22 protein-coding genes are annotated in these 24836 nt (G+C 64.4%); 11 read left to right on the forward strand and 11 right to left on the reverse strand.

Annotated features, from left to right (window positions below; translation table 11 throughout):
* Window positions 1-2: 2 nt before the first annotated feature.
* Complete coding sequence (feoB, locus tag AC07OK_RS05305; protein ID WP_494689297.1) at window positions 3-1904, reverse strand: ferrous iron transporter B; 1902 nt, start codon at window positions 1902-1904, stop codon at window positions 3-5.
* 3 nt (window positions 1905-1907) lie between these two features.
* The gene (locus AC07OK_RS05310; RefSeq protein ID WP_494689298.1) at window positions 1908-2183 is read right to left on the reverse strand and encodes a FeoA family protein; all 276 of its coding nucleotides are present in this window, start codon (window positions 2181-2183) and stop codon (window positions 1908-1910) included.
* A gap of 247 nt (window positions 2184-2430) precedes the next feature.
* On the opposite strand from AC07OK_RS05310, the gene AC07OK_RS05315 reads away from it, so the two are divergent.
* Complete coding sequence (locus AC07OK_RS05315; RefSeq protein WP_116991964.1) at window positions 2431-2646, forward strand: (2Fe-2S)-binding protein; 216 nt, start codon at window positions 2431-2433, stop codon at window positions 2644-2646.
* 10 nt (window positions 2647-2656) lie between these two features.
* A complete protein-coding gene (locus tag AC07OK_RS05320; protein ID WP_494689299.1) occupies window positions 2657-3376 on the forward strand; it encodes an energy transducer TonB in 720 nt (239 codons plus the stop codon).
* Between the two features lie 4 nt (window positions 3377-3380).
* Here the strand turns inward: AC07OK_RS05320 and AC07OK_RS05325 are convergent, their stop codons facing one another.
* Both AC07OK_RS05325 and AC07OK_RS05330 read right to left on the reverse strand, forming a co-directional pair.
* Window positions 3381-3905 carry a pyridoxamine 5'-phosphate oxidase family protein gene (locus AC07OK_RS05325; protein ID WP_494689300.1) on the reverse strand — a complete coding sequence of 175 codons (525 nt, stop codon included), beginning with the start codon at window positions 3903-3905 and terminating at the stop codon, window positions 3381-3383.
* A 68-nt stretch (window positions 3906-3973) separates the two neighbouring features.
* Window positions 3974-4654, reverse strand: coding sequence for a Fe2+-dependent dioxygenase (locus AC07OK_RS05330; RefSeq protein WP_494689301.1), 681 nt, complete (start codon window positions 4652-4654; stop codon window positions 3974-3976).
* A gap of 163 nt (window positions 4655-4817) precedes the next feature.
* Between AC07OK_RS05330 and bfr the strand changes: the two genes are divergently transcribed.
* Window positions 4818-5291, forward strand: a complete 474-nt coding sequence (gene bfr, locus AC07OK_RS05335) for a bacterioferritin (protein WP_494689302.1) — start codon at window positions 4818-4820, stop codon at window positions 5289-5291.
* On the opposite strand, the gene AC07OK_RS05340 is transcribed toward bfr, so the two are convergent.
* The 6 genes from AC07OK_RS05340 to AC07OK_RS05365 all read right to left on the reverse strand — a co-directional run bounded on the left by AC07OK_RS05340 (window position 5288) and on the right by AC07OK_RS05365 (window position 13572).
* A complete protein-coding gene (locus AC07OK_RS05340) occupies window positions 5288-6622 on the reverse strand; it encodes an MFS transporter (protein WP_494689303.1) in 1335 nt (444 codons plus the stop codon). The genes bfr and AC07OK_RS05340 overlap by 4 nt on opposite strands.
* On the reverse strand, window positions 6619-7584 hold the full coding sequence (locus tag AC07OK_RS05345) for a PfkB family carbohydrate kinase (protein ID WP_494689304.1): 966 nt from the start codon (window positions 7582-7584) through the stop codon (window positions 6619-6621). Before AC07OK_RS05345 ends, AC07OK_RS05340 begins: the two co-directional genes overlap by 4 nt.
* A gap of 34 nt (window positions 7585-7618) precedes the next feature.
* On the reverse strand, window positions 7619-9478 hold the full coding sequence (locus tag AC07OK_RS05350) for an alpha-amylase family glycosyl hydrolase (protein ID WP_494689305.1): 1860 nt from the start codon (window positions 9476-9478) through the stop codon (window positions 7619-7621).
* The gene (locus AC07OK_RS05355; protein WP_494689306.1) at window positions 9468-11759 is read right to left on the reverse strand and encodes a TonB-dependent receptor; all 2292 of its coding nucleotides are present in this window, start codon (window positions 11757-11759) and stop codon (window positions 9468-9470) included. The genes AC07OK_RS05350 and AC07OK_RS05355 overlap by 11 nt, the downstream gene beginning before the upstream one ends.
* 154 nt (window positions 11760-11913) lie before the next feature.
* Window positions 11914-12960: a LacI family DNA-binding transcriptional regulator gene (locus tag AC07OK_RS05360; protein WP_494689307.1), complete on the reverse strand. Its 1047-nt coding sequence runs from the start codon at window positions 12958-12960 to the stop codon at window positions 11914-11916.
* Window positions 12961-12963: 3 nt separating this feature from the next.
* The gene (locus AC07OK_RS05365) at window positions 12964-13572 is read right to left on the reverse strand and encodes a glutathione S-transferase N-terminal domain-containing protein (RefSeq protein ID WP_494689308.1); all 609 of its coding nucleotides are present in this window, start codon (window positions 13570-13572) and stop codon (window positions 12964-12966) included.
* A gap of 107 nt (window positions 13573-13679) precedes the next feature.
* On the opposite strand from AC07OK_RS05365, the gene purB reads away from it, so the two are divergent.
* From purB to AC07OK_RS05395, 6 genes are all read left to right on the forward strand, one after another.
* The gene (gene purB, locus AC07OK_RS05370; RefSeq protein WP_494689309.1) at window positions 13680-15056 is read left to right on the forward strand and encodes an adenylosuccinate lyase; all 1377 of its coding nucleotides are present in this window, start codon (window positions 13680-13682) and stop codon (window positions 15054-15056) included.
* A 135-nt stretch (window positions 15057-15191) separates the two neighbouring features.
* A complete protein-coding gene (locus AC07OK_RS05375; protein ID WP_494689310.1) occupies window positions 15192-15716 on the forward strand; it encodes a cytochrome b in 525 nt (174 codons plus the stop codon).
* Window positions 15717-15739: 23 nt separating this feature from the next.
* Entirely contained in the window at window positions 15740-16291 is a 552-nt protein-coding gene (locus tag AC07OK_RS05380) for a YceI family protein (RefSeq protein WP_494689311.1), read from the forward strand.
* Window positions 16292-16312: 21 nt separating this feature from the next.
* Window positions 16313-16879, forward strand: a complete 567-nt coding sequence (locus tag AC07OK_RS05385; RefSeq protein ID WP_494689312.1) for a YceI family protein — start codon at window positions 16313-16315, stop codon at window positions 16877-16879.
* 165 nt (window positions 16880-17044) lie between these two features.
* A complete protein-coding gene (locus tag AC07OK_RS05390) occupies window positions 17045-19198 on the forward strand; it encodes a S46 family peptidase (RefSeq protein ID WP_494689313.1) in 2154 nt (717 codons plus the stop codon).
* 104 nt (window positions 19199-19302) lie between these two features.
* A complete protein-coding gene (locus AC07OK_RS05395; RefSeq protein ID WP_494689314.1) occupies window positions 19303-19869 on the forward strand; it encodes an NADPH-dependent FMN reductase in 567 nt (188 codons plus the stop codon).
* On the opposite strand, the gene AC07OK_RS05400 is transcribed toward AC07OK_RS05395, so the two are convergent.
* The gene (locus AC07OK_RS05400) at window positions 19870-20637 is read right to left on the reverse strand and encodes a hypothetical protein (RefSeq protein ID WP_494689315.1); all 768 of its coding nucleotides are present in this window, start codon (window positions 20635-20637) and stop codon (window positions 19870-19872) included. It abuts the gene before it with no gap.
* A gap of 218 nt (window positions 20638-20855) precedes the next feature.
* Between AC07OK_RS05400 and AC07OK_RS05405 the strand changes: the two genes are divergently transcribed.
* Both AC07OK_RS05405 and AC07OK_RS05410 read left to right on the forward strand, forming a co-directional pair.
* Window positions 20856-22532, forward strand: coding sequence for a M14 family zinc carboxypeptidase (locus AC07OK_RS05405; protein WP_494689316.1), 1677 nt, complete (start codon window positions 20856-20858; stop codon window positions 22530-22532).
* A gap of 87 nt (window positions 22533-22619) precedes the next feature.
* Complete coding sequence (locus AC07OK_RS05410; protein WP_494689317.1) at window positions 22620-24779, forward strand: FUSC family protein; 2160 nt, start codon at window positions 22620-22622, stop codon at window positions 24777-24779.
* Window positions 24780-24836 lie beyond the last annotated feature (57 nt).

Here is a 24836-nt window from a genome sequence, read left to right on the forward strand (position 1 = left end):
GCTCAGCCTCCGATGAAGAACAGGGAAATACGGTAAGTCAGGAACGACGCCGTGTACGCCAGCGCGAACATATAGCCGGCCATCATCAGCGGATAGCGGATGCTGTTGGTCTCGCGCCGCACCACGCTCAGGGTCGACATGCACTGCGGCGCGAACACGTACCACGCCAGCAGCGACAAGGCCGTCGGCAAGGTCCACGAGCTGGCGATGATGGGCGTTAGCGACTGCGCCAGCGCCTCGCCGCTCTGCGACAACGCGTACACCGTGCCCAGCGCCCCCACCGCCACCTCGCGCGCGGCCAGGCCGGGCACCAGCGCGATGCAGATCTGCCAGTTGAAGCCGATCGGCGCGAACACATATTCCAGCCCGCGCCCCAGGATGCCGGCCATGCTGTAGTAGATGGCCGGATGGGTCGCCCCTTCAGGCGCGCCCGGGAAGGAACTCAGGAACCACAGCAGCACCATCAAGGTCAGGATAATGGTCCCCACGCGCGACAGGAAGATCTTGCAGCGCTCCCACAGGCCCAGCGCCAGGTTCTGCAAATGCGGCCAGTGGTAGGCCGGCAGCTCCAGCATCAGCGGATGCTTGTGGTTCGAGCCCATCGCGCGCTTCATGACATAAGCCACCGCCATCGCCGAAGCGATGCCGGCGAAGTACAGCACAAACAGCACCAGCCCCTGAAGACTCATGAAGCCAAACAGCTCGCGCTCCGGAATGAAGGCCGCGATGATCAGCGCATACACCGGCAAGCGCGCCGAACATGTCATCAGCGGCGCGATCATGATCGTCACCAGCCGGTCGCGCGGGTTCTGGATGGTGCGCGCCGCCATCACGCCCGGAATCGCGCAGGCAAAGCTGGACAGCAGCGGAATGAAGGCGCGCCCCGACAGGCCGACGCCGCCCATCAGGCGGTCCAGCAGGAAGGCCGCGCGCGGCAGGTAGCCGCAGTCCTCCAGGATCAGGATGAAGAAGAACAAAATCAGGATCTGCGGCAGGAACACCAGCACGCTGCCGGCCCCGCCCAGGATGCCCTCGACCAGCAGGCTACGCAGCAGGCCATCGGCCATCGCGCCCTTCAGCATGGTCCCGACGCCGTCGACGCCGGCCTTGATCATATCCATCGGCACATTGGCCCAGCTGAACACCGCCTGGAACACCAGGAACATCAGCACCGCCAGGATCACCGGGCCGAGCACCGGATGCAGCACCACGTTGTCGATCTTCTCGGTCAGGTTGCCGGTGTCGTGGGCGTCGCTGCTGACCAGCGCCAGGATGCGGCGCACTTCGCGCTGCGTCTCTTCCACGCCGACCGCGTCGATCGCCGACAGCGGCTGCGGCTTGACCGCGTGCAGCGGCAGCATCGCGTCCAGCGCGCGCAGCAGCGACTTCTCGCCGCCGGCCTGCACCGCCACGGTTTCCACCACCGGCATGCCCAGCTCCTGTGCCAGACGGTCGGCGTCGATCTCGATGCCGCGCTTCTTGGCCACGTCCACCATGTTCAGCGCCAAAATCATCGGCAGGCCGAGTCGCTTGATCTCCAGCACCAGCCGCAGGTTCAGGCGCAGGTTGGTGGCGTTGACCACGCACACCACCACGTCCGGCGACGGCTCGCCCGCGCGCAGGCCGGCCACCACGTCGCGCGTGATCGCCTCGTCCGGCGTATGGGCCGACAAACTATAAGCACCCGGCAAATCAAGCACGCGGAAGCCGTTGCCGGCCGGGGACTGGAACGCGCCTTCCTTGCGCTCGATGGTCACGCCGGCGTAGTTCGCCACCTTCTGGCGCGCGCCGGTCAGGCGGTTGAACAGCGCGGTCTTGCCGCAATTCGGATTGCCCAGCAACGCCACCATCGGTGTCGTCGTCAGGACCGGCGCCACCGGCGCCGCGATATCTGCTGCACCCATGGTTTATTCCGGTTGGATCGAAATCAGCGCCGCTTCAAAGCGGCGCAACGCGAACGTCGAGTTGCCGACCTTGATCGCCAGCGGCTCGCCACCCGGCATGCCGCGCTTGAGCATGCGGATTTTTTCGCCCGGCACAAAGCCCAGCTCCATCAGGCGGCGCGCCAGCGTGGCGCCATCATGGGCGTCGTGGGCGTCGTCGCCGGGGGCGATGTGCACCACGGTGGCGCTGGCGCCGACCGTCAGGGCATCGAGGGTGATCAGGGGAGCTGCTTGCGTCATAGCGAAGTCCGTTCAAATCGCCGCCCGGCCAGTGCCGCTGCGGCTTGCCGGCGAACTGCAAGATCGCGTTCTTGCCGGAAATAAGATACTAGCATTATAAACGGTAATGCGAATTACTTCTATTTGCGCTTGCATCTGGCCCAAAGTTGAGGCAGTATACGATTAATGATAATGATTCGCATTAAGTAACCAACAGGCAATCATGTCAGTTCATTCTTTTTGTAATGCCTAGCCAGAAGGTGTATCGATGATTGTATGTGTCTGCAACAACATATCTGATCGTGAAATCCGTCAAGCCGTGGAATTGGGATTGACGTCGATGGAAGAACTGCGCCGCGACCTGGGCGTGGCGACTTGCTGCGGCCAGTGCTTTTCCTGCGCCGAGGAAATCCTGAGCGAGCACTTGGCCGCCACTGCCGAGATCCAGGAAACCGTACTGAAGCGCCCTGTCTTCAGCAACTAAGACCAAGCCGATGAACACCATGACCTATGGCCGCACGGCGACAACGCCGGCGGCGGATGAGCGCGGCCTGGCCGCGCAGCTGACAACGCAATGGCAAACCCGCGGCCGCAAGTTCGCGCCGCTGGCCACCATCGTCATGGTGCATGTCTTCGGGTTTTATATGTTCCAGTCGGGAATGTTGAGCCACGTCCCGCGCACGATCCTGCCGCAGGTGGTCAACGTCACCTTCATCGCCGCGCCGGAGCCGCTCAAGCCGGCTCCGCCGCCGCCCAAGACCGTGCCGGTGGTGCGCCAGGCGCCGGCCTTCATTCCGCCGGTTCCGCTGGTGAACATGGTGCAGACCGAGCCGACCATCACCGTCGCGCCGCCGCAACCGCGCACCAGCGAGCCGGTCGCCGTCGCCGCGCCGCCCGCGCCACCGGCGCCGGCCCACGTGGCCACGCCGGCCGCGCCGAAAACCGTGTCCGGCGTCGAATACCTGCGCGCGCCGCAGGCGGTCTATCCCAACATCTCGCGCCGCATGGGCGAGAGCGGCATCGTCATCCTGCGCGTGCTGATCAGCGAAAAAGGCCAGGCCGAGCAGGTGGTGATCCACAAATCGTCCGGCTCCAGCAACCTCGACGAAGCCGGCCGCCAGGCCGTGCTGCGCGCCCTGTACAAGCCCAACATGGAAGACGGCAAGCCGGTCCCCGTGTACGCGCTGGTGCCGATCAACTTCCAGCTGGGCTAAGCGCTCAGACGTCCAGCCTGCCCTCGACCGTGTCGACCAGCGGCTTGCCGATCACGGCGCCGATCAGCATCCTGACGCTGGCCACCGCCCTGCCGTGCCTGGTATCCCAATAGTAGCCATAGGTCGGCGCGAACTTGATCAGCGTCACGCGCGGATCGTCCTCGCCGCCGGCGAACCAGGTCTTCATCGCAAAACTCCACAACTCCTTCAGCTTGACCGGATCGCGCAGCACCGTGGCGATGCCCTCCAGGTGCATGAACTCCGCCCGGCCCGAGGCCTGGAAGTACAGCGTGGCCGACGGCTCGGCCGCCAGCTCCAGGTTCTTCAGGCTGTCGCTGGCGCTGACGAACCACAGATTGCCCTGCGCATCGACCTGCAGGGCGGTCATCGGCCGCGCGTCGCCGGGGCCGCCGGCCGCGTCGTTGGTGCAAAAGAAGCAGCCGGGCGTGCTGTCGACAAAGTCGCGGATCTTCTTGACGGCGTCCTCGCCAATCAAGTCCTGGTGATGGTTTTCATTGCTGGGGTCCATGGCGGTGCGCTCCGGTAGGGGAAAGCATCGATACTACCCCTGGCGATGTCAGCCCTCCGTGGGTTGCATCACACATCCGCCCACATGCGCAGCAGGTTGTGATAATGGCCGGTCAGGTCCACCGTGATCTCGTTGTCGCCGTGCGCGGCGCGCAGCTTCTGGATGTTCTGGTCCAGCTCGAACAACATGCCGCGCCGGGCGTCGTCGCGCACCATGCTCTGGACCCACAGGAACGAACTGACCCGCTCGCCGCGCGTGACCGGCGCCACCCGGTGCACGCTGCTCGACGGATAAACGATCAGATCGCCCGCCGCCAGCTTGACCTCGTGCGTGCCGTAGGCGTCGCTGACGATCAACTCGCCACCGTCGTATTCCTCCGGCTCGCTGAGGAACAGGGTCGACGAGACGTCGGCCCGCATCGCATTGGCCGTGCCGGGCCGCATGCGGATAGCGCCATCGACATGCATGCCGTAATGCTCGCCGCTGGCATAGCTGTTGAAGTAAGGCGGCAGTATGCGCAGCGGCAGCACCGCCGCGAAGAACAGCGGATTAGCTGCCAGCGCCTGCGTGATGAAGCCGCCCAGCTCCTGCGCCAGCGGCGACAGCTCCGGCAGCTGGCGGTTGCGCTTGACTTGCGCGCTCTGCGCCCCGGCAGTGCCGCGGCCGTCGATCCAGTCGGCCTGCGCCAGGCGCTGGCGGAACTCCTGCACCTGCGGCTTGGTCAGCACGGCGGGGATATGCAGCATCATGGGGACATCCTTTCATAACGGCGACATGGGAATGTTAATTGTTTTCATTTGCGCCAACAATCTCACTCCGCCCATATTGGTACACTTTGCACGCATAGCGCCACGCGAGCACGGCGTTCGTGGCAAAATGTCAGTATTCCACCACCATTGTAGAAAGCATCCCATGAAGGGTGACCCAGAAGTTATTCGCCTGCTGAACGCTCAGCTGACCAACGAACTCACCGCCATCAACCAGTACTTCCTGCACTCGCGCATGTACCGTCACTGGGGTTTCGAGAAGATCGCGAAGAAGGAATACGAAGAATCGATCGGCGAAATGAAGCACGCCGACAAACTGATCGACCGCATCCTGATGCTCGACGGCCTGCCCAACCTGCAAGCCATGCACAAGATCATGATCGGCGAGAACACCGAAGAGATGATCGGCTGCGACCTGAAGCTGGAAAAAGGCGCGCAGATCACCGTCAAGGAAGGCATCGCCGCCGCCGAGAAGGCCGCCGACTACGTGTCGCGCGACCTGCTGCTGATGATTTTGGAAGACACCGAAGAACACATCGACTGGCTGGAAACGCAGCTGGACCTGATCGGCAAGGTCGGCATCCAGAACTACCTGCAAAGCCAGATGAGCGAAGACTAAGCCAGGCTGGCTTCCTCTTCAAGCCGCGGGTTCGCCTGCGGCTTTTTTATTTTCACCGCCAGCACGGCCAGCGCGCCGCACAGCATCAGGCCACCGGCCAGCCGGATCACATTCTCAGGATTCCCGCCCAGCAGGCTGCGGTAGTACAGCGGCAGCGTGAAGATCTGGATGATCATCGGGATCACGATGAACATATTGAAGATGCCCATGTAGACGCCGGTGCGCTCCGGCGGTATGCAACCCGCCAGCATCACATACGGATTGCCCATGATGCTGGCCCACGCCAGCCCGATGCCCACCATCGGCACGAACAGCAGCGCCGGCGTATGGATCATCGGTATCGACAGCATGCCGACGCCGGCCAGCGCCAGGCAGACGCTGTGCGTGACCTTGGGCCCATGGCGGCGCGTGAACGGCACCAGCGCCAGCGCCCCCACGAACGCGATGAAGTTGTAGAACGCCCCCACTTGCCCCGACAGCAGGCCGGCGTCGCGGAAGCCCTGAGAGGCCTGGTCGGTGGTGCCGTAGAGGGTGGTCGACAGCGACAGCATGATGTACTGCCAATAGCAGAACATCGCATACCACTGGAACAGCTTGACCCAGGCCAGCTGCTTCATCGTCGGCGGCATCTCGCGGATCGCGCTGGCGACGTCGCCCAGCGTGTGCCGCCAGCCGGCCGGCCGCGCGCGGATCTGCGCCAGTTCCTCGCTGGTCAACGGATATTCGGGCGTGGTCTTCAAGGTCCACAGCACCGACGAAATCGAGAACACCGCACCGATCAAAAAGGCCACGATGACGATGTGTGGAATATGGCTGCCGTTGACGGCGTCCTTGTTCATGCCAAACCAGACCAGCAGCGATGGCGTCAGGTAGGCCAGCGTTTGTCCCAGCCCGGTGAAGGCGCTCTGCGTCAGGAAGCCGACCGAATGCTGCTGCGGATCGAGCTTGTCGCTGACGAAGGCGCGGTACGGCTCCATCGTCACGTTGTTGGCCGCGTCCAGTATCCACAGCAGGCTGGCCGCCATCCACAGCGTGGGGCTGAACGGCATCGCCAGCAGGCCAAGGCTGCACAGGATGGCGCCGATCAGGAAGTACGGCGTGCGCCGTCCCCAGCGCGTGACCGTGCGGTCGCTCATGGCGCCGATCAGCGGCTGCACCAACAGGCCGGTCATCGGCCCGGCCAGCCACAGGTAGGGCAGGCTGGCTTCGTCCGCGCCCAGGTATTTGTAGATCGGGCTCATGCTGCTCTGCTGCAGACCGAAACTGAACTGGATGCCGAAGAAGCCGATGTTCATGTTCACGATCTGCCAGAACGACAGCCGCGGCTTCATGCGACGGCTCCTGGCATGACCGCGTCGCCGCGCCACGCTTCGATCCACGGCTGGTAGAACGCGATATCGGCCGGCACCGCGCCGGAGATGCCGCAGATGGCGCCGGCAAAGGCGTTGGCCCGCGCCAGCGTGAGGCTGATCGGCCAGCCCTGCGCTTGCCCGAACAGGAACACGGCGGAGAAGGCATCCCCCGCGCCCACCGTGTCGACGATGCGCACCGGCGCATGGCAATCCTGGTTGGCGATGACGCCACCGTCCGCGCCGAAGTACAGCGCGCCGCGCTCGCCCAGCGTGACGATCAGGCCTTGCAGCGAGAAGATGCGCATCAGCGCCTGGCAGGCGTCCACCATCTCGGCGCTGTCGATCGCCTTGGTGCCCGGTTTGGTGTGGGTGTACCAGCTGAACAAATCCTTCAGCTCATCCTCGTTGACCTTGACGATGTCCGCCAGGTGCAGCGATTCGTAAGCGCAGCGCTCCGTCACCTGGCCGTCGCGCACGTTCAGGTCCAGGTAGCGCTGGACGTTGAACGCGCGGGACGCTTCGAGCATCGCCCGCAGCGCCGTGCGCGATCGCTCGTGCCGCTGCGCCATGGTGCCGAAGTAGATCGTGGTTGGCGCGGCCTGCGCCAGCGCCGCCAGCGCCGGCGCGGTTTCCACATAGTCGTAAGCTTGGTCGGGCAGGATGATGAAGCGGTGGCCGTCCGCATTGCGCTCGACCACCACACGGCCGGTGGCCTCCTGCGGATCGACTTGCAAGCCCGCCTCGCTCATGTCGAAGCGCTCGAACTCGTTGCGCACCAGCGCACCGTTCTTGTCGGTGCCGATGCGGGTGACCATCAGCGTCGCCACGCCGAATGCCGCCAGATTGCGCGCGACGTTGAACGGCGCACCGCCGACAACCTGCTCGGTGATGAAATCGTCGACCAGCGCTTCGCCGAATACGGCTATGGTTTGTTGGGTCATGCTTGTCTCCACGCCCTGCTTGGGCGATTCTATATTATTCGGGTTCCAGCCAGTACATTGCATACGGTTCCAGCACCAGCATGCCACCTGTCGCCTGCTCCGCCACGCAATCGCGCCAGGTGCCTTGCAGCGCATAGCTTTGCGGCCGGCCGGAGAAATTCATCAGCGTCAGGAAGCGCTCGCCGCGCGCCAGCGCCAGCATGCCGTCCGGCGCATCGGCCAGCAGCGCGCGGGGCGCGTTGGCCGCCAGCGCATCGTGCCGGCCGCGTATGCGCACCAGCTTGGCCAGCGCCTGATGCATCGTTCCCGGCACGGTGGAAACATCGTAGCGATGCTTCCAGCGCTGCTGGTCGAACACCGGCCGTTGCAACCAGCGGCTGTCCATCGCGTGCTGCGGGCGATCCTGATAGCTGTAGTCGTTCTCCATCGCCAGCTCGTCGCCCATGTACAGCACCGGCAGCGCGCCGAAGCTCAGTGCCAGGCCATGCAGAAGCAGCATGCGACGCAACGCCAGCGCGCGTTCCTCGTCGGTGCCGGCCGCCTGCAGGCCGGTCAGCGACGCGGCCATGCCGTTGCTGCCGTGCGCCGCGTTCGGATCGGTGCTCTGGAAGGCGGCGCCGATGGCGTAGCTGCCCTCCGCGCCGCTGAAGAAGCGCGCCGCGCGCGCCAGCCGCACCGCGCTATCGGAACCGTCAGCCGAAGCCTCCGCGCGCAGCACGTTCCAGCCGATATCGTCATGGCAGCGCACGTAGCTGAGCCACGTCGCGGCGGCCGGCAGCGCGGGCGTGTTGCGTATCACTTCGCGCAGCACGCCGGTGCCCTGCTCCGCCAGCGCCACCCAGCCGGCCGCCATCAGGCTGCTGTGATAGGCGATGTGGCATTCGGGCGCCTCGGCGCTGCCCAGGTAGGCCGGCAGCTCGCGCGTCGGCACGATGGCTTCGGCCTTCAGCAGCACGCCCGGCGCGACGATATCGACAATCGCCCGCAAGGCTTGCAGCAGCTGGTGCGCCTCCGGCTGGTTCATGCTGTTGCTGCCCTCGCGCTTCCACAGGAAAGCGGTCGAATCGAGACGGAACACTTCGATGCCGCGATTGGCCAGCCGCAGCAGGGCAGCCGCCATCGATGCGAACACCGCCGGATTGGCGTAGTTCAGGTCCCACTGGTACGGGTAGAACGTGGTCCACGCCCAGCCATCCAGCTCCTCGATGAAACTGAAATTGCCCGGCGCCACCTGAGGGAACACCTGGCCCAGCGTGCGCTCGTAGCGGTCCGGCATGTCGCGATCGGGGAACACATGGAACATCGCCCGCGCATCGGCGTCGCCGGCCTTGGCTGCGCGTGCCCACTCGTGATCGTCGGCCACGTGGTTCAGGATGAAGTCCGAGCACAGGCTGATGCCGGCGGCGCGCAACTGCGCGGTCAACGCATCCAGGTCGGCATTGCTGCCCAGCGCCGGATCGACCTCGTCGAAACTGGAGACGGCGAACCCGCCGTCGTTCTCGCCCGCGCGCGGACGCAGGAACGGCAGCAGGTGCAGATAGCTGACGCCCAGCTCCCGCAGATACGGGATGCGCGCCGCCACGCCGTTCAAATCGCCGCCGAATTTCTGCACATAGGCGCAGTAGCCCAGCATGCGCTGGCTGAGGAACCATTCCGGCTGCGCGGCGCGCTGCGCGTCAAGCGCCCGCAGTTCCGCCGGCCGCGCCGCGTACAGGGTACCCAGCGATTCCATCAGCTCACCCAGCCACGCATCGAAATCGGCGCGCTCGCCATACAGGCCGGCCAGCAGCCGGCGCAGCACCGGCTCCGCCGCCGCCAGCCGCTGCGCGGCCAGCGGACGCAGGTCATCGGAAAGGACCGCCAGCAGGCGGTCCGACATTACTTTAGAAGGCATAGGACAGACTAACTTTCGCGGCGCGGCCGGAGATGGAGCGGGCGGCATGGCCGTCGCCTTCGACTTCGGTGTAGCCGATCTTGTTGAGCAGGTTGTTCACGCTCAGCGACAAGGTAGCCTTCTCCGTCACGTGATAATTAACGAAGGCGTTCACCACCTGGTAAGCCGGCAGCACGATGGTGTGCGCATCGTCGCCCCACGACTTGCCGGTGCCGATCAAGCTGGCGCCGACGGTGGCCTGGCCGAAGGTGTAGGTCGGCGCGATCTGGTACACCACCTTGGCCTGGCGGCGCGGCGTGTTGCCGATCACCGCCACGTCGCCGGGCGCGGTGCCGGTGATCTTGGCGTCGGTGTAGGTCATGCCGCCGGTGACGCGGAAATCGTTCAACGCATACGCGCCTTCCAGCTCCACACCCTTGGCGTCGTACTTGTTGGAGGTGCTGCGCTGCGTGGTCGCCTCGTAGTTGCTCTCGTCGGTCTTGGCCTGGAACAGCGTCACGAAGGTGCTGATGCCGCCGCTGCGCCACTTCACGCCGCCCTCGATCTGCTTGACGGTGTTGATGTTGATCGGCGCGCTGCCGTCCAGCGGGGTGCCGAACAGGATGCGGTCCGCATTGAAGGCCACGCCGTCGCTGACACGGGCAAACGCCGCCAGGTTGCCGGTGACGCGGTAGTTGCCGCCGACCGAGTACGAGTTGTGGTTGATCTTGTAGTCCACCAGCTGCTGCGTGGCCGGATCGTAGCGCAGCGCGCCGCCGCTCATGGTGGCGATATTGGCCGTGCCGCTGGCGCGCTGGCGGTCCTGGCGCACGCTGGCGTCGATGTTCAGCGGGCCGGTTTCATAGCCCACGTTCAGGTAGGGCGACGTCAGTTTGTATTCCATGTCGACCGCGCGCGAGCAGCAGCCGCCGAAGGCCGGACCGACCAGGCCAGGCGTGGCGCTGGCAGTTTGCAGCAAGGCCGGCTTGTCGCCGCTGGCCTGCATCAGGTACTCGTTGAAGTTCCAGGTCAGCGCCAGCTTCTGCGTCGACAGGTACAAGCCGGCGGTGGTGGTCAGCTTGGAGCCGTCGGCCAGCTTGAAGGTCTTGGCCAGCTTGGTGTCGTTGAGCGTATTGCCGGCGTCGTCGATCGAGGTGTTGAACACCACGGCGGAGAAGGCGCGGCCGTTGTAGGCCTGGCCCTTGTTCGGTCCCGTCGCGTACACATAGCTTCCGACCTTGCCGTTGTTGCCGGCGAAGACGCCGGTGAAGCGCCCGCTGTTGCTGGCGGTGCGGAACTTGTCGCTCAGGTTCCAGCCGTCGCCCAGGTCGAACGAACCTTCCAGGCCGACCGTATCGCTCTTCACGTGCAGGCCGTCGTTGACGTTGGTCGACACCGGCGTGTTGTTCTTGCCCAGCGTGACATCGCGCACCCAGTACGGCGAGTAGAACGTCACCTTGCGCGGATCGATGCCCGGGATTTCCTGGATCTGCTGGTTCACCACCTGCACCGGCACCGGCAGCACGGTCGGCGATTTGTCGTCCACGTGCTTGAACGACAAGCGGATAAAGCCGTTGTCCAGGTCATGCGTGATATTGCCGCGAATCTGGCCGCCGTCCTCGGTGCTCATGCCGGTGTTGCGCACGCCTTCGCCGCTGCGGTAGTTCCCGCCGATGAAGAAGCGCGTCTTGTCCGACAGCGGTGCGCCGTAGTCGAAGTCCAGCCGGGTCTCGTCGTAGCCCAGGCCGTGGCTGATGCCGATATGGCCGCCCTTTTCCTCGCCGGTCTTGGTGATGAAGTTGATGATGCCGCCCGGCGCATTGGTCGCCAGCGTCGAGGCCGAACCGCCGCGCACCACTTCCAGATGGTCCAGCGTGCCGTCGATCTTGACGAAGCTGTCCGGCGTGATGAAGTTGAAGTCGCCCGACTGCAGCACCGGCAGGCCGTCTTCCTGGATCTGCACATAGCGCGCGCCGCCGGCCGAGATCGGCACGCCGCGCACCGTGATGTTGGCGTTGCCCTCGCCGCCCGACGATTCCGAACGCACGCCCGGCACCGAGCGTAATACTTCAGCTGCGCTCAGCGGCGCGCCGTTCTTGATGGTCTCGCCTTCCAGCGTACTGATCGACACGCTCGATTTCATTTTGGTGGAACCGCCGGAGGTGCCCGTGACGACCACGCGCTCCATGTTCAGGCCATCGGCGGCGGGGGCGGCCTGCTGGGCCGAGGCGCCGCCCATGTGCAGGACTGCCGTTGCAACAGCGGCAGCGATGCCACCCATTTTGAATGTGCGTTGTTCCATTGTCGTCTCCAGATATTGTCGTTTTTGATCTGCCGCTTAATTGAGCAGGTACGCCATTATTCATCGGATTTCGATTTAATGCAATCGATTGCATAACGTCGCAAAAATATTTTTAACTGCCTTGCTGTGAAGCTTATGCAATCGGTTGCATAAATCAGACAGAACTGTTGCGGACGATCAGTTGGGTAGGAATTTGCAGCGAAGGCGCCGGGCGGCCGTCGACCAGCTCCAGCAGCTGGGACACCAGCGCCCGGCCGGCCTCGCGGATAGGTTGCTGCACGGTGGTCAGCGGCGGATGGAAGTAGCCGGCCAGCTCGATATCGTCGTAGCCGACCACGGCGACCTGCCCCGGCACGTCGTAGCCGTGCTGGCGCAGCGTGTTAATCGAGGTCATGGCCATCAGGTCGCTGCCGGCGAACACGGCGTCGAACGGCACGCCGCGGCGCAGCAGTTCCTGCACCGCGTCGCGGCCGCCTTCGGGCAGGAAGGACACCGACACCTGCAAGGCCGGATCGACTTGCATGCCGGCCCGCTGCAGCGCGCGGCACAGGCCTGCGTAGCGCTGGCCCACTTCGGGCAGCTTGATATCGCCGAAGAAGGCGATGTGTTTGCGACCCTGCGCGATCAGGTGCGCGCCGGCCAGCTCGCCGCCGCTCACATTGTCGCCGCCGACGGTGCAGTACAGCTGCTGCGGCAGCTGCGCGCCCCACACCACGATCGGCACATGGCGCGCGGCCAGCTGGTTCAGTTGCTCATGGTGGCGCCACTGGCCGATCAGGATGATGCCGATCACGCGGCCGGTGTCGAACGGCGCGGCGGCCGCGTCCAGCTGCTCGGCGTCCACCCGCGAGACCAGCATGTCGAAACCCAGCTCGGTCAGCGCGTCGGCCAGGCTGCCCAGCATCGACAGGAAGAAGGGATCGGACAAATGCTGGCGCGTGGCCGAATCGTAGGGGATCACCACGCCAACGGTGCGGTTCTGCTTCATGCGCAGATTCTGCGCGCCGATGTTGATGGTGTACTTGAGCGAGCGGGCCAGCTCCATGATGCGCACCCGCGTCTCCTCGCTGACCAGCTTGCTACCGGCCAGCGCCCGCGACACCGTCGACGTCGACACGCCGGCCAGCCGCGCGATGTCGGCCATCTGCAGGCGCCGCTGCTGGGCGGAGCTGTCGCCGTCTTGCGGCGTGGTCTTGGGCATGGCTTATTGCGGCACGGTGTCTTTGAACGACTGGCGCTCGGACAGCTTGTCGTACAGGCGCGCCAGGTTGGGGTAGTCGTCGCGCCAGGTGATGTCCGGGAAGCGGAACGACAGCCAGCCCAGCGTGCAGCCCACCGCCACGTCGGCCAGCGAGTAATGGATGCCGGCGCAATAGGCCGACTCGCCCAGCTTGTCCGACAGCGAGGCCAGGCCCAGCTGCACCTTGCGCATCTGGCGCGCCATCCAGTCCTCGCTTTGCAGCGCCACCGGACGCTGGGTGCGCTCCAGGCGCACGATGATGGCGGCGTCCAGCATGCCGTCGGCCAGCGCTTCCCAGCACTTGACGTCGGCGCGGTCGCGGCCGTTCGGCGGCAGCAGCTTGCAGACCGGGGTCAGCGTATCGAGGTATTCGACCATCACGCGCGAATCGATCATGACGTTGCCGTCTTCCATGACCAGGCTCGGCACCTTGCCCAGCGGGTTCAGCTTGTCGATGGTGGTATCCGGGGCCCACACATTTTCCAGTTCAAACTGGTAATCAAGCTTCTTTTCCGCCAGGACAACACGAACTTTGCGTACATAAGGACTGGCGAGGGAACCGATGAGTTTCATAGAGGCTTAGAGTGAAAGAGCAGGCCCCAGTATAACATCGGAGGGGTGAAGCCCGGCCAATGGTAAAATCTACCTTTGCGCCATTTTAACCCTGCCTCCTTCCCATCATGACCACTACTCCTTACTCCACGCTGTCGGCGCTGTCGCCGCTGGACGGCCGCTACGCCGGTAAAACCGACCTGCTGCGTCCCATCCTGTCCGAATCGGGCTTCATGCACCACCGCGTCAAAGTGGAAATCTCCTGGCTGCAAGCGTTGTCGCTGGCCGGCTTCGCTGAAATCAAGCCGTTCTCGGCCGCTGGCTCCGCCCTGCTGGACAAGATCGCCAGCGACTTCAGCGAGAAAGACGCCGCCCGCATCAAGGAAATCGAAGCCGTCACCAACCACGACGTCAAGGCCGTGGAGTACTGGCTCAAGGAGCAGGTCAAGGATGTGCCGGAACTGGTGGCCGCGTCGGAGTTCATCCACTTCGCCTGCACCTCGGAAGACATCAACAACACCTCGCACGGCATGATGCTGAAGGCGGCCCGCGACAGCGTCATGCTGCCGTCGCTGACCAAGCTCATCGCCCGCCTGAAGGAAATCGCCATCGTCAACGCCGACGTGCCGATGCTCTCGCGCACCCACGGCCAGACCGCCAGCCCGACCACGCTGGGCAAGGAGATGGCCAACGTCGTCGCCCGCCTGCAGCGCGCCATCAAGCGCATCGAGCAGGTCGAAATCCTGGGCAAGATGAACGGCGCGGTCGGCAACTACAACGCCCACCTGTCGGCCTACCCGTCGTTCGACTGGGCGGCGTTCTCCAAGGACGTGATTGAAAAACGCCTGGGCCTGGTGTTCAACCCGTACACCATCCAGATCGAGCCGCACGACTACATGGCCGAACTGTTCGACGCCTTCGCCCGCGTCAACACCATCCTGCTGGACCTGAACCGCGACATCTGGAGCTATGTCTCGCTGGGCTACTTCAAACAGAAGACCAAGGCCGGCGAAATCGGTTCCTCGACCATGCCGCACAAGGTCAACCCGATCGACTTCGAAAACTCGGAAGGCAACCTGGGCCTGGCCAACGCCGTGCTGAAGCACCTCTCGGAGAAGTTGCCAGTGTCGCGCATGCAGCGCGACCTGACCGATTCGACCGTGCTGCGCAACATCGGCGTCGGCCTGGGTTACACGCTGCTGGCCTACGACAGCTGCCTGCGCGGTCTGAACAAGCTGGAAGTGAACCACGCCCGCCTGGCGGCCGACCTGGACGCCAACTGGGAAGTGCTGGCCGAGCCGGTGCAGACCGTGATGCGCCGCTACGGCATCGAGAATCCGTACGAACAGCTGAAAGAGCTGACCCGCGGCAAAGGCATCTCGAAAGACGCGCTGCGCGACTTCATCACCGGCCTGGCGATTCCGCAGGAAGCCAAGGACCTGCTGCTGGCCATGACCCCGGCCAACTACATCGGCATCGCGACGGATCTGGCGAAAGCCATCTAAGCAAACCCGCCAAACTGTTTTACACTAGCCCCCGCCGACTCTTGGTCCCGGGGGCTTTTTTACGTCTGCCCAGCAAGCCTTGCATTTCTTTGGTATATTAGTCCTAACACGTACTATTTTCTGGAGCTCACGCTTATGCAACGCTACACCAAAACGGCCATGCTGCTGCACTGGCTGACCGCCCTGCTGATCATCGCCGCCTTCTTCCTCGGCCTGACCATGGTGGACATCCACGGCATCACGCCCACCAAGCTCAAATACTATTCCTGGCACAAATGGCTGGGCGTGACGGTGCTGGGCGTGGCGGCCATCCGCCTGCTGTGGCGTAAGGCCAATACCCCGCCACCGCCGCTGGCCAGCATCCCGGTCTGGCAGCACAAGGTGGCCGACGGCATGCACTACCTGCTGTACTTCTTCATCTTCGCGGTGCCGATTTCCGGCTACCTGTACACCTACGCGGCCGGCGTGCCGGTGGTGTACCTGGGTCTGTTCCAGCTGCCGGCCCTGATCGAGCCGAACGCCGAACTTAAGCCGATCTTAAAAACCGTACACTATGTTCTGACCATGACGATGGCCGCCGCCGTAGTGGCCCACGCCCTCGCCGCACTCAAGCATCACTTTGTCGACCGCGACGCCACGCTCAAACGCATGCTGCCGTAATCCCCTCATCCACCGGAGCCAATATGAAAACCATGAAAAAACTCGCCCTCGTCTCGCTGATGGGTGTTGCCCTGGCCGCCAGCGCCGCCGCCCTGAAGACCGATCCCCCCAAGTCGACCGTGTCGGCCGTGTTCAAGCAGATGAACGTGCCGGTCGAATCCAAGTTCAAGAAATACACCGTCGCCATCGACTACGACGCGGCCAAGCCGGACGCCTCCAAGGCCACCGTCGAAGTCGAAACCGCCAGCCTGGACGTCGGCGACGCCGACATGAACAAGGAAGTAGCGAAGAAGGAATGGTTCAACTCGGCCCAGTTCCCGAAAGCGACCTTCGTCTCGTCGTCGATCAAGAGCGCCGGCGCCGGCAAGCTGACCGTCACCGGCAAGCTGACCATCAAGGGCAAGACCGCCGACATCAGCTTCCCGCTGACGGTCAAGGCCGACGGCGGCAAGCAAGTGTTTGAAGGCGCGCTGCCGATCAAACGCCTGGCCTACAACATCGGCGAAGGCGAATGGAAAGACACCGGCATGGTCGCCGATGAAGTGACCATCAAGTTCCACGTCGCAGCCCAATAAGCTCACACCGGAGACCGTTAGATGACATTGCAAATCCTGATCGCCACCCTGCTGGCCGCCTCGGCCACGTCCGCCATCGCCGCCACCTACAACATCGACCCGACGCACACCTACCCGAGCTTCGAGGCCGACCACATGGGCCTGTCGGTCTGGCGCGGCAAGTTCGACAAGACCAGCGGCACCGTGACGATGGACCGCGCCGCCAAGACCGGCGCGCTGGACATCGCCATCGCGTCCGACTCGATCGACTTCGGCATGGAGAAAATGAACAGCCACGCCAAGACGGCCGACATGTTCAACGTCGAGAAATTCCCGACCATCACCTACAAGAGCAAATCGTTCAAGTTCGACGGCGACAAGCTGGTCGGCGTCGAAGGCGAGCTGACCTTGCTGGGCGTGACCAAGCCGGTGGCGCTGAAGGTGGACAAGTTCAACTGCATCATGCACCCGCGCTACAAGCGTGAAGTGTGCGGCGCCAACGCCGTGGCCGAGTTCAAGCGCACCGATTTCGGCCTGAACTACGGCACCCCGGCCTTCGCGCCGGAAGTCAAACTGGCGATCCAGATCGAAGCCATCAAAGCCGACTAAGCAAGTCAAGTTGCAAAACCGCCGGGGTCAAGTCTGACATTCGGACACGAACTCTTCTGTAGCAGCCGCTACGGCAGAGCCCGTGTCCGAATGTCAGACCTGACCCCGGTTTTTCGCTATACTCCCGTCGTTGTTCCTTTTGCCACCACTTCAACAACGACAAACATGCATAAATCACTGATCGCGCTCGCCATCCTGAGCACCGCCGCCCACGCCGATGAAGGCATGTGGATGCCGCAACAGCTGCCACAAGTAGCCAAGCAACTGAAAGCCGCCGGCCTGAAACTGGCCCCCGCCAACCTGACCAAACTGACCGAGTTCCCGATGGGCGCCATCGTCAGCCTGGGCGGTTGCTCGGCCTCCTTCGTCTCGCCGCAAGGCCTGGTCGCCACCAACCACCACTGCGTCTACGGCAGCGTGGCGCACAACTCCACGCCGGAACGCGACCTGCTGGCCAATGGCTTCCTGGCCCATGACTTCGGCGAAGAACTGCCGGCCTCCCCAGGCAGCCGCATCTTCGTGACCAAGGCCGTCACCGACGTCAGCAAGCAAGTCGTCACCGCCGACGTCGCCAAACTGAGCGGCAAGAAGCGCGGCGACGCCATCGAGAAGAACCAGAAAGCCATCCAGGCCGAGTGCGAAAAAGACGAAGGCCACCGCTGCACCGTGTCGTCCTATTACGGCGGCCTGGAGTACTACCTGATCAAGCAACTGGAAATCCGCGACGTGCGCCTGGTGCACGCGCCGCCGGCCGGCGTCGGCAAGTTCGGCGGCGACACCGACAACTGGATGTGGCCGCGCCACACCGGCGACTACGGCTTCTACCGCGCCTACGTCAGCAAGGACGGCAAGGCCGCCGACTTCAGCAAGGACAACGTCCCCTACCTTCCGCAGCACTATCTGAAGCTGGCCAAGGAAGGCGTCAAGGAAGGCGACTTCATCATGGTGCTGGGCTACCCGGGCCGCACCAACCGCCACCGCCTGCTGTCGGAAGTGGCCTACACCTTCGACTGGAGCTACCCGGCCTTCGTCAAGACCTCGGCGGAAAACCTGGCCATCATCGCCGACGCCACCAAGGACAACAAGGACACCACGCTGAAATACGCGTCGCAGGTCGCCAGCATCAACAACTACTACAAGAACCGCCAGGGCATGCTGGACTCCTACGCCGGCAGCGACATGCTCCAGCGTAAAACCGCCGAGCACGAAGCGCTCAAGACCTGGATCAACGCCACCCCGGCCCGCAAGGCCGAATACGCCGGCGACATCGACCTGGTGGAAAAGCTGATCGCCCAGCGCGACGCCGAAACCAAGCGCGACTACTTCCTGTCCTCGTCCAAGCCGCGCCTGCTCAACACCGCGCGCATGCTGTACCGCCTGGCCAACGAGAACACCAAGCCCGACGCCGAACGCAAGGCCGGCTACCAGGTGCGCGACGTGCCACGCATCAAATCGTCGGTGGCCGCGCTGGTGCGCAACTACGATGAAAAAGTCGACAAGGCGCTGGTCATCAACAGCCTGGCGAAATACGCCGCCCTGCCGGCAGCCCAGCGCAACGCCGACTTCGACGCCATCCTCGGCATCAAGGACGGCATGGGCAAGGCCGACCTGCAAGCCGCGCTGGACACGCTGTACGCCGGCAGCAAGCTGGGCGACGCCGCCGAGCGCAGCAGCTGGATCGGCAAGACGCCGGAAGAGTTCAAGGCCAGCAATGACGCCTTCATCAAGGCGGCCGTGGCCATGTACCAGCCGGACCTGAAGGAAGAAGCGCAGGAGGAAGAGCTGGGCGGCAAGCTGCAGCAAGCCTACGCCAACTACATGAAGGCCAAGATCGCCTTCATGCACAGCAAAGGCCAGGCCGTCTACCCCGACGCCAACAGCACCCTGCGCGTAACGTTCGGCCAGATCGCCGGCCGCGACCACGGCGCCGACGGCACCACCTGGAAGGCCTTCACCACCGTCGAAGGCGTGGCCGCCAAAGCCACCGGCGTCGGCGAATTCAACGCACCGAAAGCCCAGCTGGCCGCGATCAAGGCCAAGGACTTCGGCAAGTACGTCGATCCGAAACTGAAATCGGTGCCGGTCGCCTACCTGGCCACGCTGGACATCACCGGCGGCAATTCCGGCTCGGCCGCGCTGAACGCCAGGGGCGAGTGGATCGGCCTGGCCTTCGACGGCACGCTCGACTCCATCATCTCGGACTGGGACTTCAACCGGGCCAACACCCGCGACATCCAGGTCGACCTGCGCTACATCCTGTGGAACATGAAACACGTCGACCACGCCGACAACCTGCTCAAGGAAATGAAGGCGGAATAAGCGTTCCGGCCTTCCCCCCGAAAACCACGCCCCGGCAACGCGGCGTGGTTTTTTTCATGGATCGGTTACATTAAGATTCCCTATAACCGTCTTCAGGAGATGTCATGGCCGCGAAAAAAGTCGCCGTAGTGATCGGCAGTCTGCGCAAGGATTCGCTCAACCGCAAGTTCGCCCACGAGCTGATCGCGCTGGCGCCGCCGTCGTTGCAGCTGGAGATCGTCGAGATCGGCGAACTGGCGCTGTACAACCAGGACCTGGAGGAAAACGGCGCCACCGCGCCGCAGGCCTGGACCCAGTTCCGCCAGCGCCTGCAGGCGGCGCAAGCGGTGCTGTTCGTCACGCCGGAATACAACCGCTCGGTGCCGGCGCCGCTGAAGAACGCCATCGACGTCGGTTCGCGCCCTTACGGCAGCAGCATCTGGAGCGGCAAGCCGGCCGCCATCGTCAGCGTGTCGCCGGGCGCGACGGGCGGCTTCGGCGCCAACCATCACCTGCGCCAATCGACGGTGTTCCTCGACATGCCGCTGCTGCAGCAACCGGAAGCCTACATCGGCGGCGCCGCCAAGCTGCTCGACGACAACGGCAAGTTGAACAACGACAGCACCCGCGAGTTCCTGCAAAAGTTCATGACCGCCTTCGCCGCCTGGGTCGACACCAACGTCAAGCCGTGATTAGCGTTTGATCGCCTTGAACGCTTGGCCGGCCTCGGTCAACGCCGCCGGCTTGGCGGCGACAGCGGCCGGCCGCGCCGCGCGTTGCAGCGCCAGCAGCAACGGCGCTTGACGGCCCGGGTCCGGCAGCAGCGCCAGATCGGCGCCTGGCAGGCGCTGGGCCAGCGTGCCCGCAGCATCCGCCCCCAAAGGCTCGCAACTGACGTACAGCCGGTACGAGGCCCAGCTGTTGCCCACCTCCAGCATGAAGCCCGCCACGTTCACCGTACCCGGCGATCCGGGCAGCGCCGTCACGCGCAGCCGCGTCTTGCCCTTGCGCAGGTGCAGCGTATCCCAGGTCTGCATCGGATAGAACGGCGGCCGCTGCAGCGCCGACCTGGCCGACGCCAACCCGGCGGCGACCGGCTCCGCCACGATCACCGGCAGCTTGTCCAGCGACGCCAGCGACGCCAGCGGCGCCACCCCGCCGTAGTGGCCGCTGCTGGCGGGCGTCACCAGCAGCAGGTCGGCCACCGGCCATTGCCGCGCCGCTTCGGCGCTGTAGGCATCGGCATCGGCGCCCACCGTCAGGATGGTCAGCCCCTGGAAGTGGATCAGCGCCAGGCCCTTGCCGGCCAGCTGCACACGTCCCGGCGCGCCTGGCGCCGCCTGCGCCGCGCCCTCCAGCTCGATCACATAACGCGGCCCGATCTGCGCCAGCCCCACCCTGCAGCCCAGCGCCAGCAACGCCATCACGATCACCGCGCGCAATCCGTACCTGTTGCCCATCGCTCCCTCCCGGCCCTGTCCGTGTTCTCCAGTAAAGCACCAACGCCGTAAAGTTTTCTTGAAGCAACGCAAAACCTGCGCCCGGCTAGTCCGGCGCCGCTCAAAAATCGGGCACGAATGATACAATTCCGCCCTCGGCAGCGTGTCGCTGTGCTTATCCAGCGCGACCCGCCTTCCCCTCAACTCCCTCTGAGATCCAGACTGCCATGCACCCAGAAATGCCTACGCCTTACGAAAAAGGCAATCAAAACCAGACCACCTTGTGGAGCGAATGCATCGCCTTCTACCAGGAGCTGGCGCAACGCTTTCCGCAAGTACTGCGTTTTGAGCAGATCGGCACGTCCGACGGCGGCATCCCGGTGCATGCGGGCGTGGTCAGCGCGGACGGCGTGTTCGACCGCAACCAGATCAAGGCCGAAGGCCGCACCGTCTTCTTCAACAACAACGGCATCCACCCCGGCGAACCCGAAGGCGTGGACGCCTGCATGGCCATCGTGCGCGACCTGTGCTTCGATCCGGCCCGCCTCGCCGCGCTGGGCAAGACCGTGCTGCTGTTCGTCCCGCTGTACAACGTCGACGGCGCGCTCAACCGCGCCAACACCTCGCGCGTCAACCAGGACGGCCCGGAGCAGTTCGGCTTCCGCGGCAACAGCCGCCACCTGGACCTGAACCGCGACTTCATCAAGTGCGACACCCTCAACGCGCAGCTGTTCAACCAGCTCGTCACCGGCTGGGACCCGGACGTGATGGTGGACACCCACACCTCCAACGGCGCCGACTATCCGTACACGATGACCTTGATCCACACCCAGGCGGACAAGCTGGGCTACGGCCTCGGCCCCTTCCTGCGCGAGACCATGCTGCCGCACATCTACGCGCAGATGGAAGCGAAAGGCTGGCCGACCTGCCCCTACGTCAATCCGGTGCAGGACACGCCGGACGACGGCATCGCCGAATTCCTCGAAGTGCCGCGCTTCTCGACCGGCTACGCAGCGCTGCACCACGTGATCGGCTTCATGCCCGAGACGCACATGCTCAAGCCCTTCAAGGACCGCTACGATTCGATGCGCGCGCTGCTGGACGTGACGATGGCCTTCACCGTCACCCACGGCGAGCAAATCCAGAAGCTGCGCGCCGACGCGCGCGAGCAAGCCGCCAACGCCAAGCAATGGACCGTCAGCTGGAAGATGGATGAAGCGAATCCGTCGACCTTCCGCTTCAAGGGCTACGCGGCCAAGCGCAGCCCCAGCCTGCTGGGCGACTACACGCGCCTGTCCTACGACCGCAGCCAGCCTTGGGAAAAGGACATCGCCTACTACAACAGCTTCGTGCCGTCGGCCACCGTGCGCGCGCCGAAAGGCTATGTGGTCCCGCAAGCCTGGCGCGAAGTCATCGAGCGCCTGCAATGGAATGGCGTGGAAATGGCGCGCTTCGACGAAGCCTCCACCATCGAGGCGCAGTACTACCACATCGCCGCCGTCACCTCGCGCCCACACGCCTACGAAGGCCATATGTACCACGACGAGGTGGACGTCGAAGCGCGCACCGGCAGCTTCACCGTGCAGCCGGGCGACTACTTCATTCCGCTCAAGCAGGCCAACGCCCGCTACGCCGTCGAGACGCTGGAACCGCAAGGCCACGACTCCTTCTTCCGCTGGGGTTTCTTCAACAGCGTGCTGGAGAAAAAAGAAGCCTACTCCGACTACGTGTTCGAAGACCTGGCGCTGGAAATGCTGGAAACCGAACCCGAACTGAAAGCGAAATTCGAGCAGTGGAAGGTCGCTAATCCGGCGCTGCTGACCAGCCAGGACAAGGTACTGGGCTTCATCTTCGAACACGGCAAACGCCACGCAGAGCCGGAATGGCGCCGTTACCCGGTGCTGTCCGTCCTCTAAGTCCCCGCAAAGTATCAACAAGCGTTACCCCATGCGCGCAGCGGCGATCCCGCGGCGCGCATGCAAGCTGCCCACAAGGCCATAGCCATGCACTACGCACTCAACCTGCGCACCTTCTTCTACAGCCATTACTTTTACCTGGGCCTGCGCTTCGCCGCGGGCCTGGTCGGCGTCACCCTGATGACGCTGCAATTGGCCGACATGGCCACCGCCATGACGGTGTGCGTCGGCGCGCTCTGCACCGCGCTGATGGACATGCCCAGCCCCCTGCGCCACAAGTTCAACGAGATGAGCGCCTCGGTGCTGCTGTGCAGCGCCGTCACGCTGTTGATCAGCCTATGCGCGCCGGTGCACTGGCTGCTGATGGTCATGCTGGTGGCGGTCAGCTTCCTGGCCTGCATGATGGTCGTCTACGGCAAGAAGTCGATGCCGCTGCAACTGGCCACGCTGTTCATCATGACCATGTCGATGGAACACGAGATGACGGTGCGCGAATCCTTCATCCACACCGGCCTGTTCACGCTGGGCGCGGTGGCCTACCTGGCCTACGCGATGGGCATCTCATGGATACTGCGCCACCGCATCAAGCAGCAGGTGCTGGCCGAGGCATTGTTCGAGCTGGCCGCCTACATCGACATCAAGGCCGACTTCTACGACACCCGCTACAACCTCACCGAACAATTCAACAAGCTGGTACGCCATCAAAGCCTGCTGGCCGACCGCCAGCAAGCCTCGCGCGACCTGATACTGCGCAGCCACCAGAACAGCAAGGACGCCATCGTCGTGCAGACCCACGTCTGCATGCTGGACCTGTATGAGCTGGTGCTGTCGACCCACACCGACTACGCCCAGCTGCGCGCGCACCTGGCCGATTCGCCGGTGCTCAAATCGCTGCACGACCTGGCCTACAAGGCGGCGCGCGATATCGAATCGGTGGCCTACGACGTCACCCGCAAGAAGGCTTCCTACCCGGAGATCAGCTACGAGCCGGAACTGGCCGCCATCGAGGCGGAGCTGGCGGCCCTGCAGCGGCGCGTGGACGACGGCAAGCCGGCGCAGGAAGCGCTGGCCGTGCTGCGCGCGCAGCGTAACAAGGTGCGCGCCATCATCAAGATGATCGGTGAGCTGCACCAGGCCAGCCAGAAGGCCTACGACACCACGCCGTTCTGGGTCGACGCCGACATGGGTCCCTTCCTGTCGCAGCAAAAGTACGAGCTGCGCATGATCCTGTCGCACCTGCGCTTCGATTCGCCGATCTTCCGCTTCTCGCTGCGGGTGGCGATGGCGATCTCGGTCGGCCTGGCGGTGGCCTCGTGGCTGCCGTATGCGGCACACAGCTACTGGATCGTGCTGACCATCGTCATCATCCTCAAGCCCAGCTTCAGCATGACCAAACAGCGCCGCAGCGACCGCATCGTCGGCACCATCATCGGCTGCGTGATCACGGCGCTGATCATCAAGTACCTGAACTATCCGGCGGCGATCCTGGGCTTCCTGATTTTATCGACGGTGGCCACGCCGACCTTCATCTACGTGCGCTACCGCTACGCGGCGATCGCGGTCAGCATCATGATCCTGCTGCAGATGCACCTGATCGCGCCGGGCAACCACGACCTGATCGTCGAGCGCCTGATCGACACCTTCATCGGCGCGGCGGTAGCGACGGCGTTCAGCTTCGTGCTGGCCAGCTGGGAATATCAATCCCTGCCACGCCTGATCCGCGAAGTGCTGGACGTGAACCTGCGCTACATGCAGGCCAGCTTCGATCTGCTGCAAGGCAAGGGCAAGGACGATTTCGCCTACCGCATCGAGCGCAAGCGCCTGATGGACAGCCTGGCCGCGCTCAGCTCCGCGCTGGTGCGCATGCTCGACGAGCCGGCCCGCAAGCAGCGCGCGGTGGAGGACATCAACCTGTTCATCGTGCAGAACTACCTGCTGGTGGCGCACGTGGCCGCGCTGCGCGCCATCCTGCGCCGCCACGTGAAGGAGCTGCCGACCGCGCCCGTCAACGCCATGCTGCGCGAGAGCCACGAGCAGGTCGTGCGCACGCTGGCGCAGGCGCTGTCGCCGCAGTCCGGCGCCGCGGCGCAGCCGGCGACCGCGCCGGCGACCGCCGCCATCGCTACGGACGGCGCCAGCGTGCCGTGGTCCGGCTGGCCGCTGGTGCAGCGTCGCATCCGCCTGCTGCAAGCGGACGCCGTCAAGATCATCGTCCACAGCGAGGCCATCGTCCGCGACGTCGCCTGACCTGGCTCCGGCCTTGGTCCTGCCTCTGCGCCGCCGGCGCAGGCCTGCTAAGATGGC

Source organism: Duganella sp. GW821-FHT07G03, from assembly GCF_059418605.1.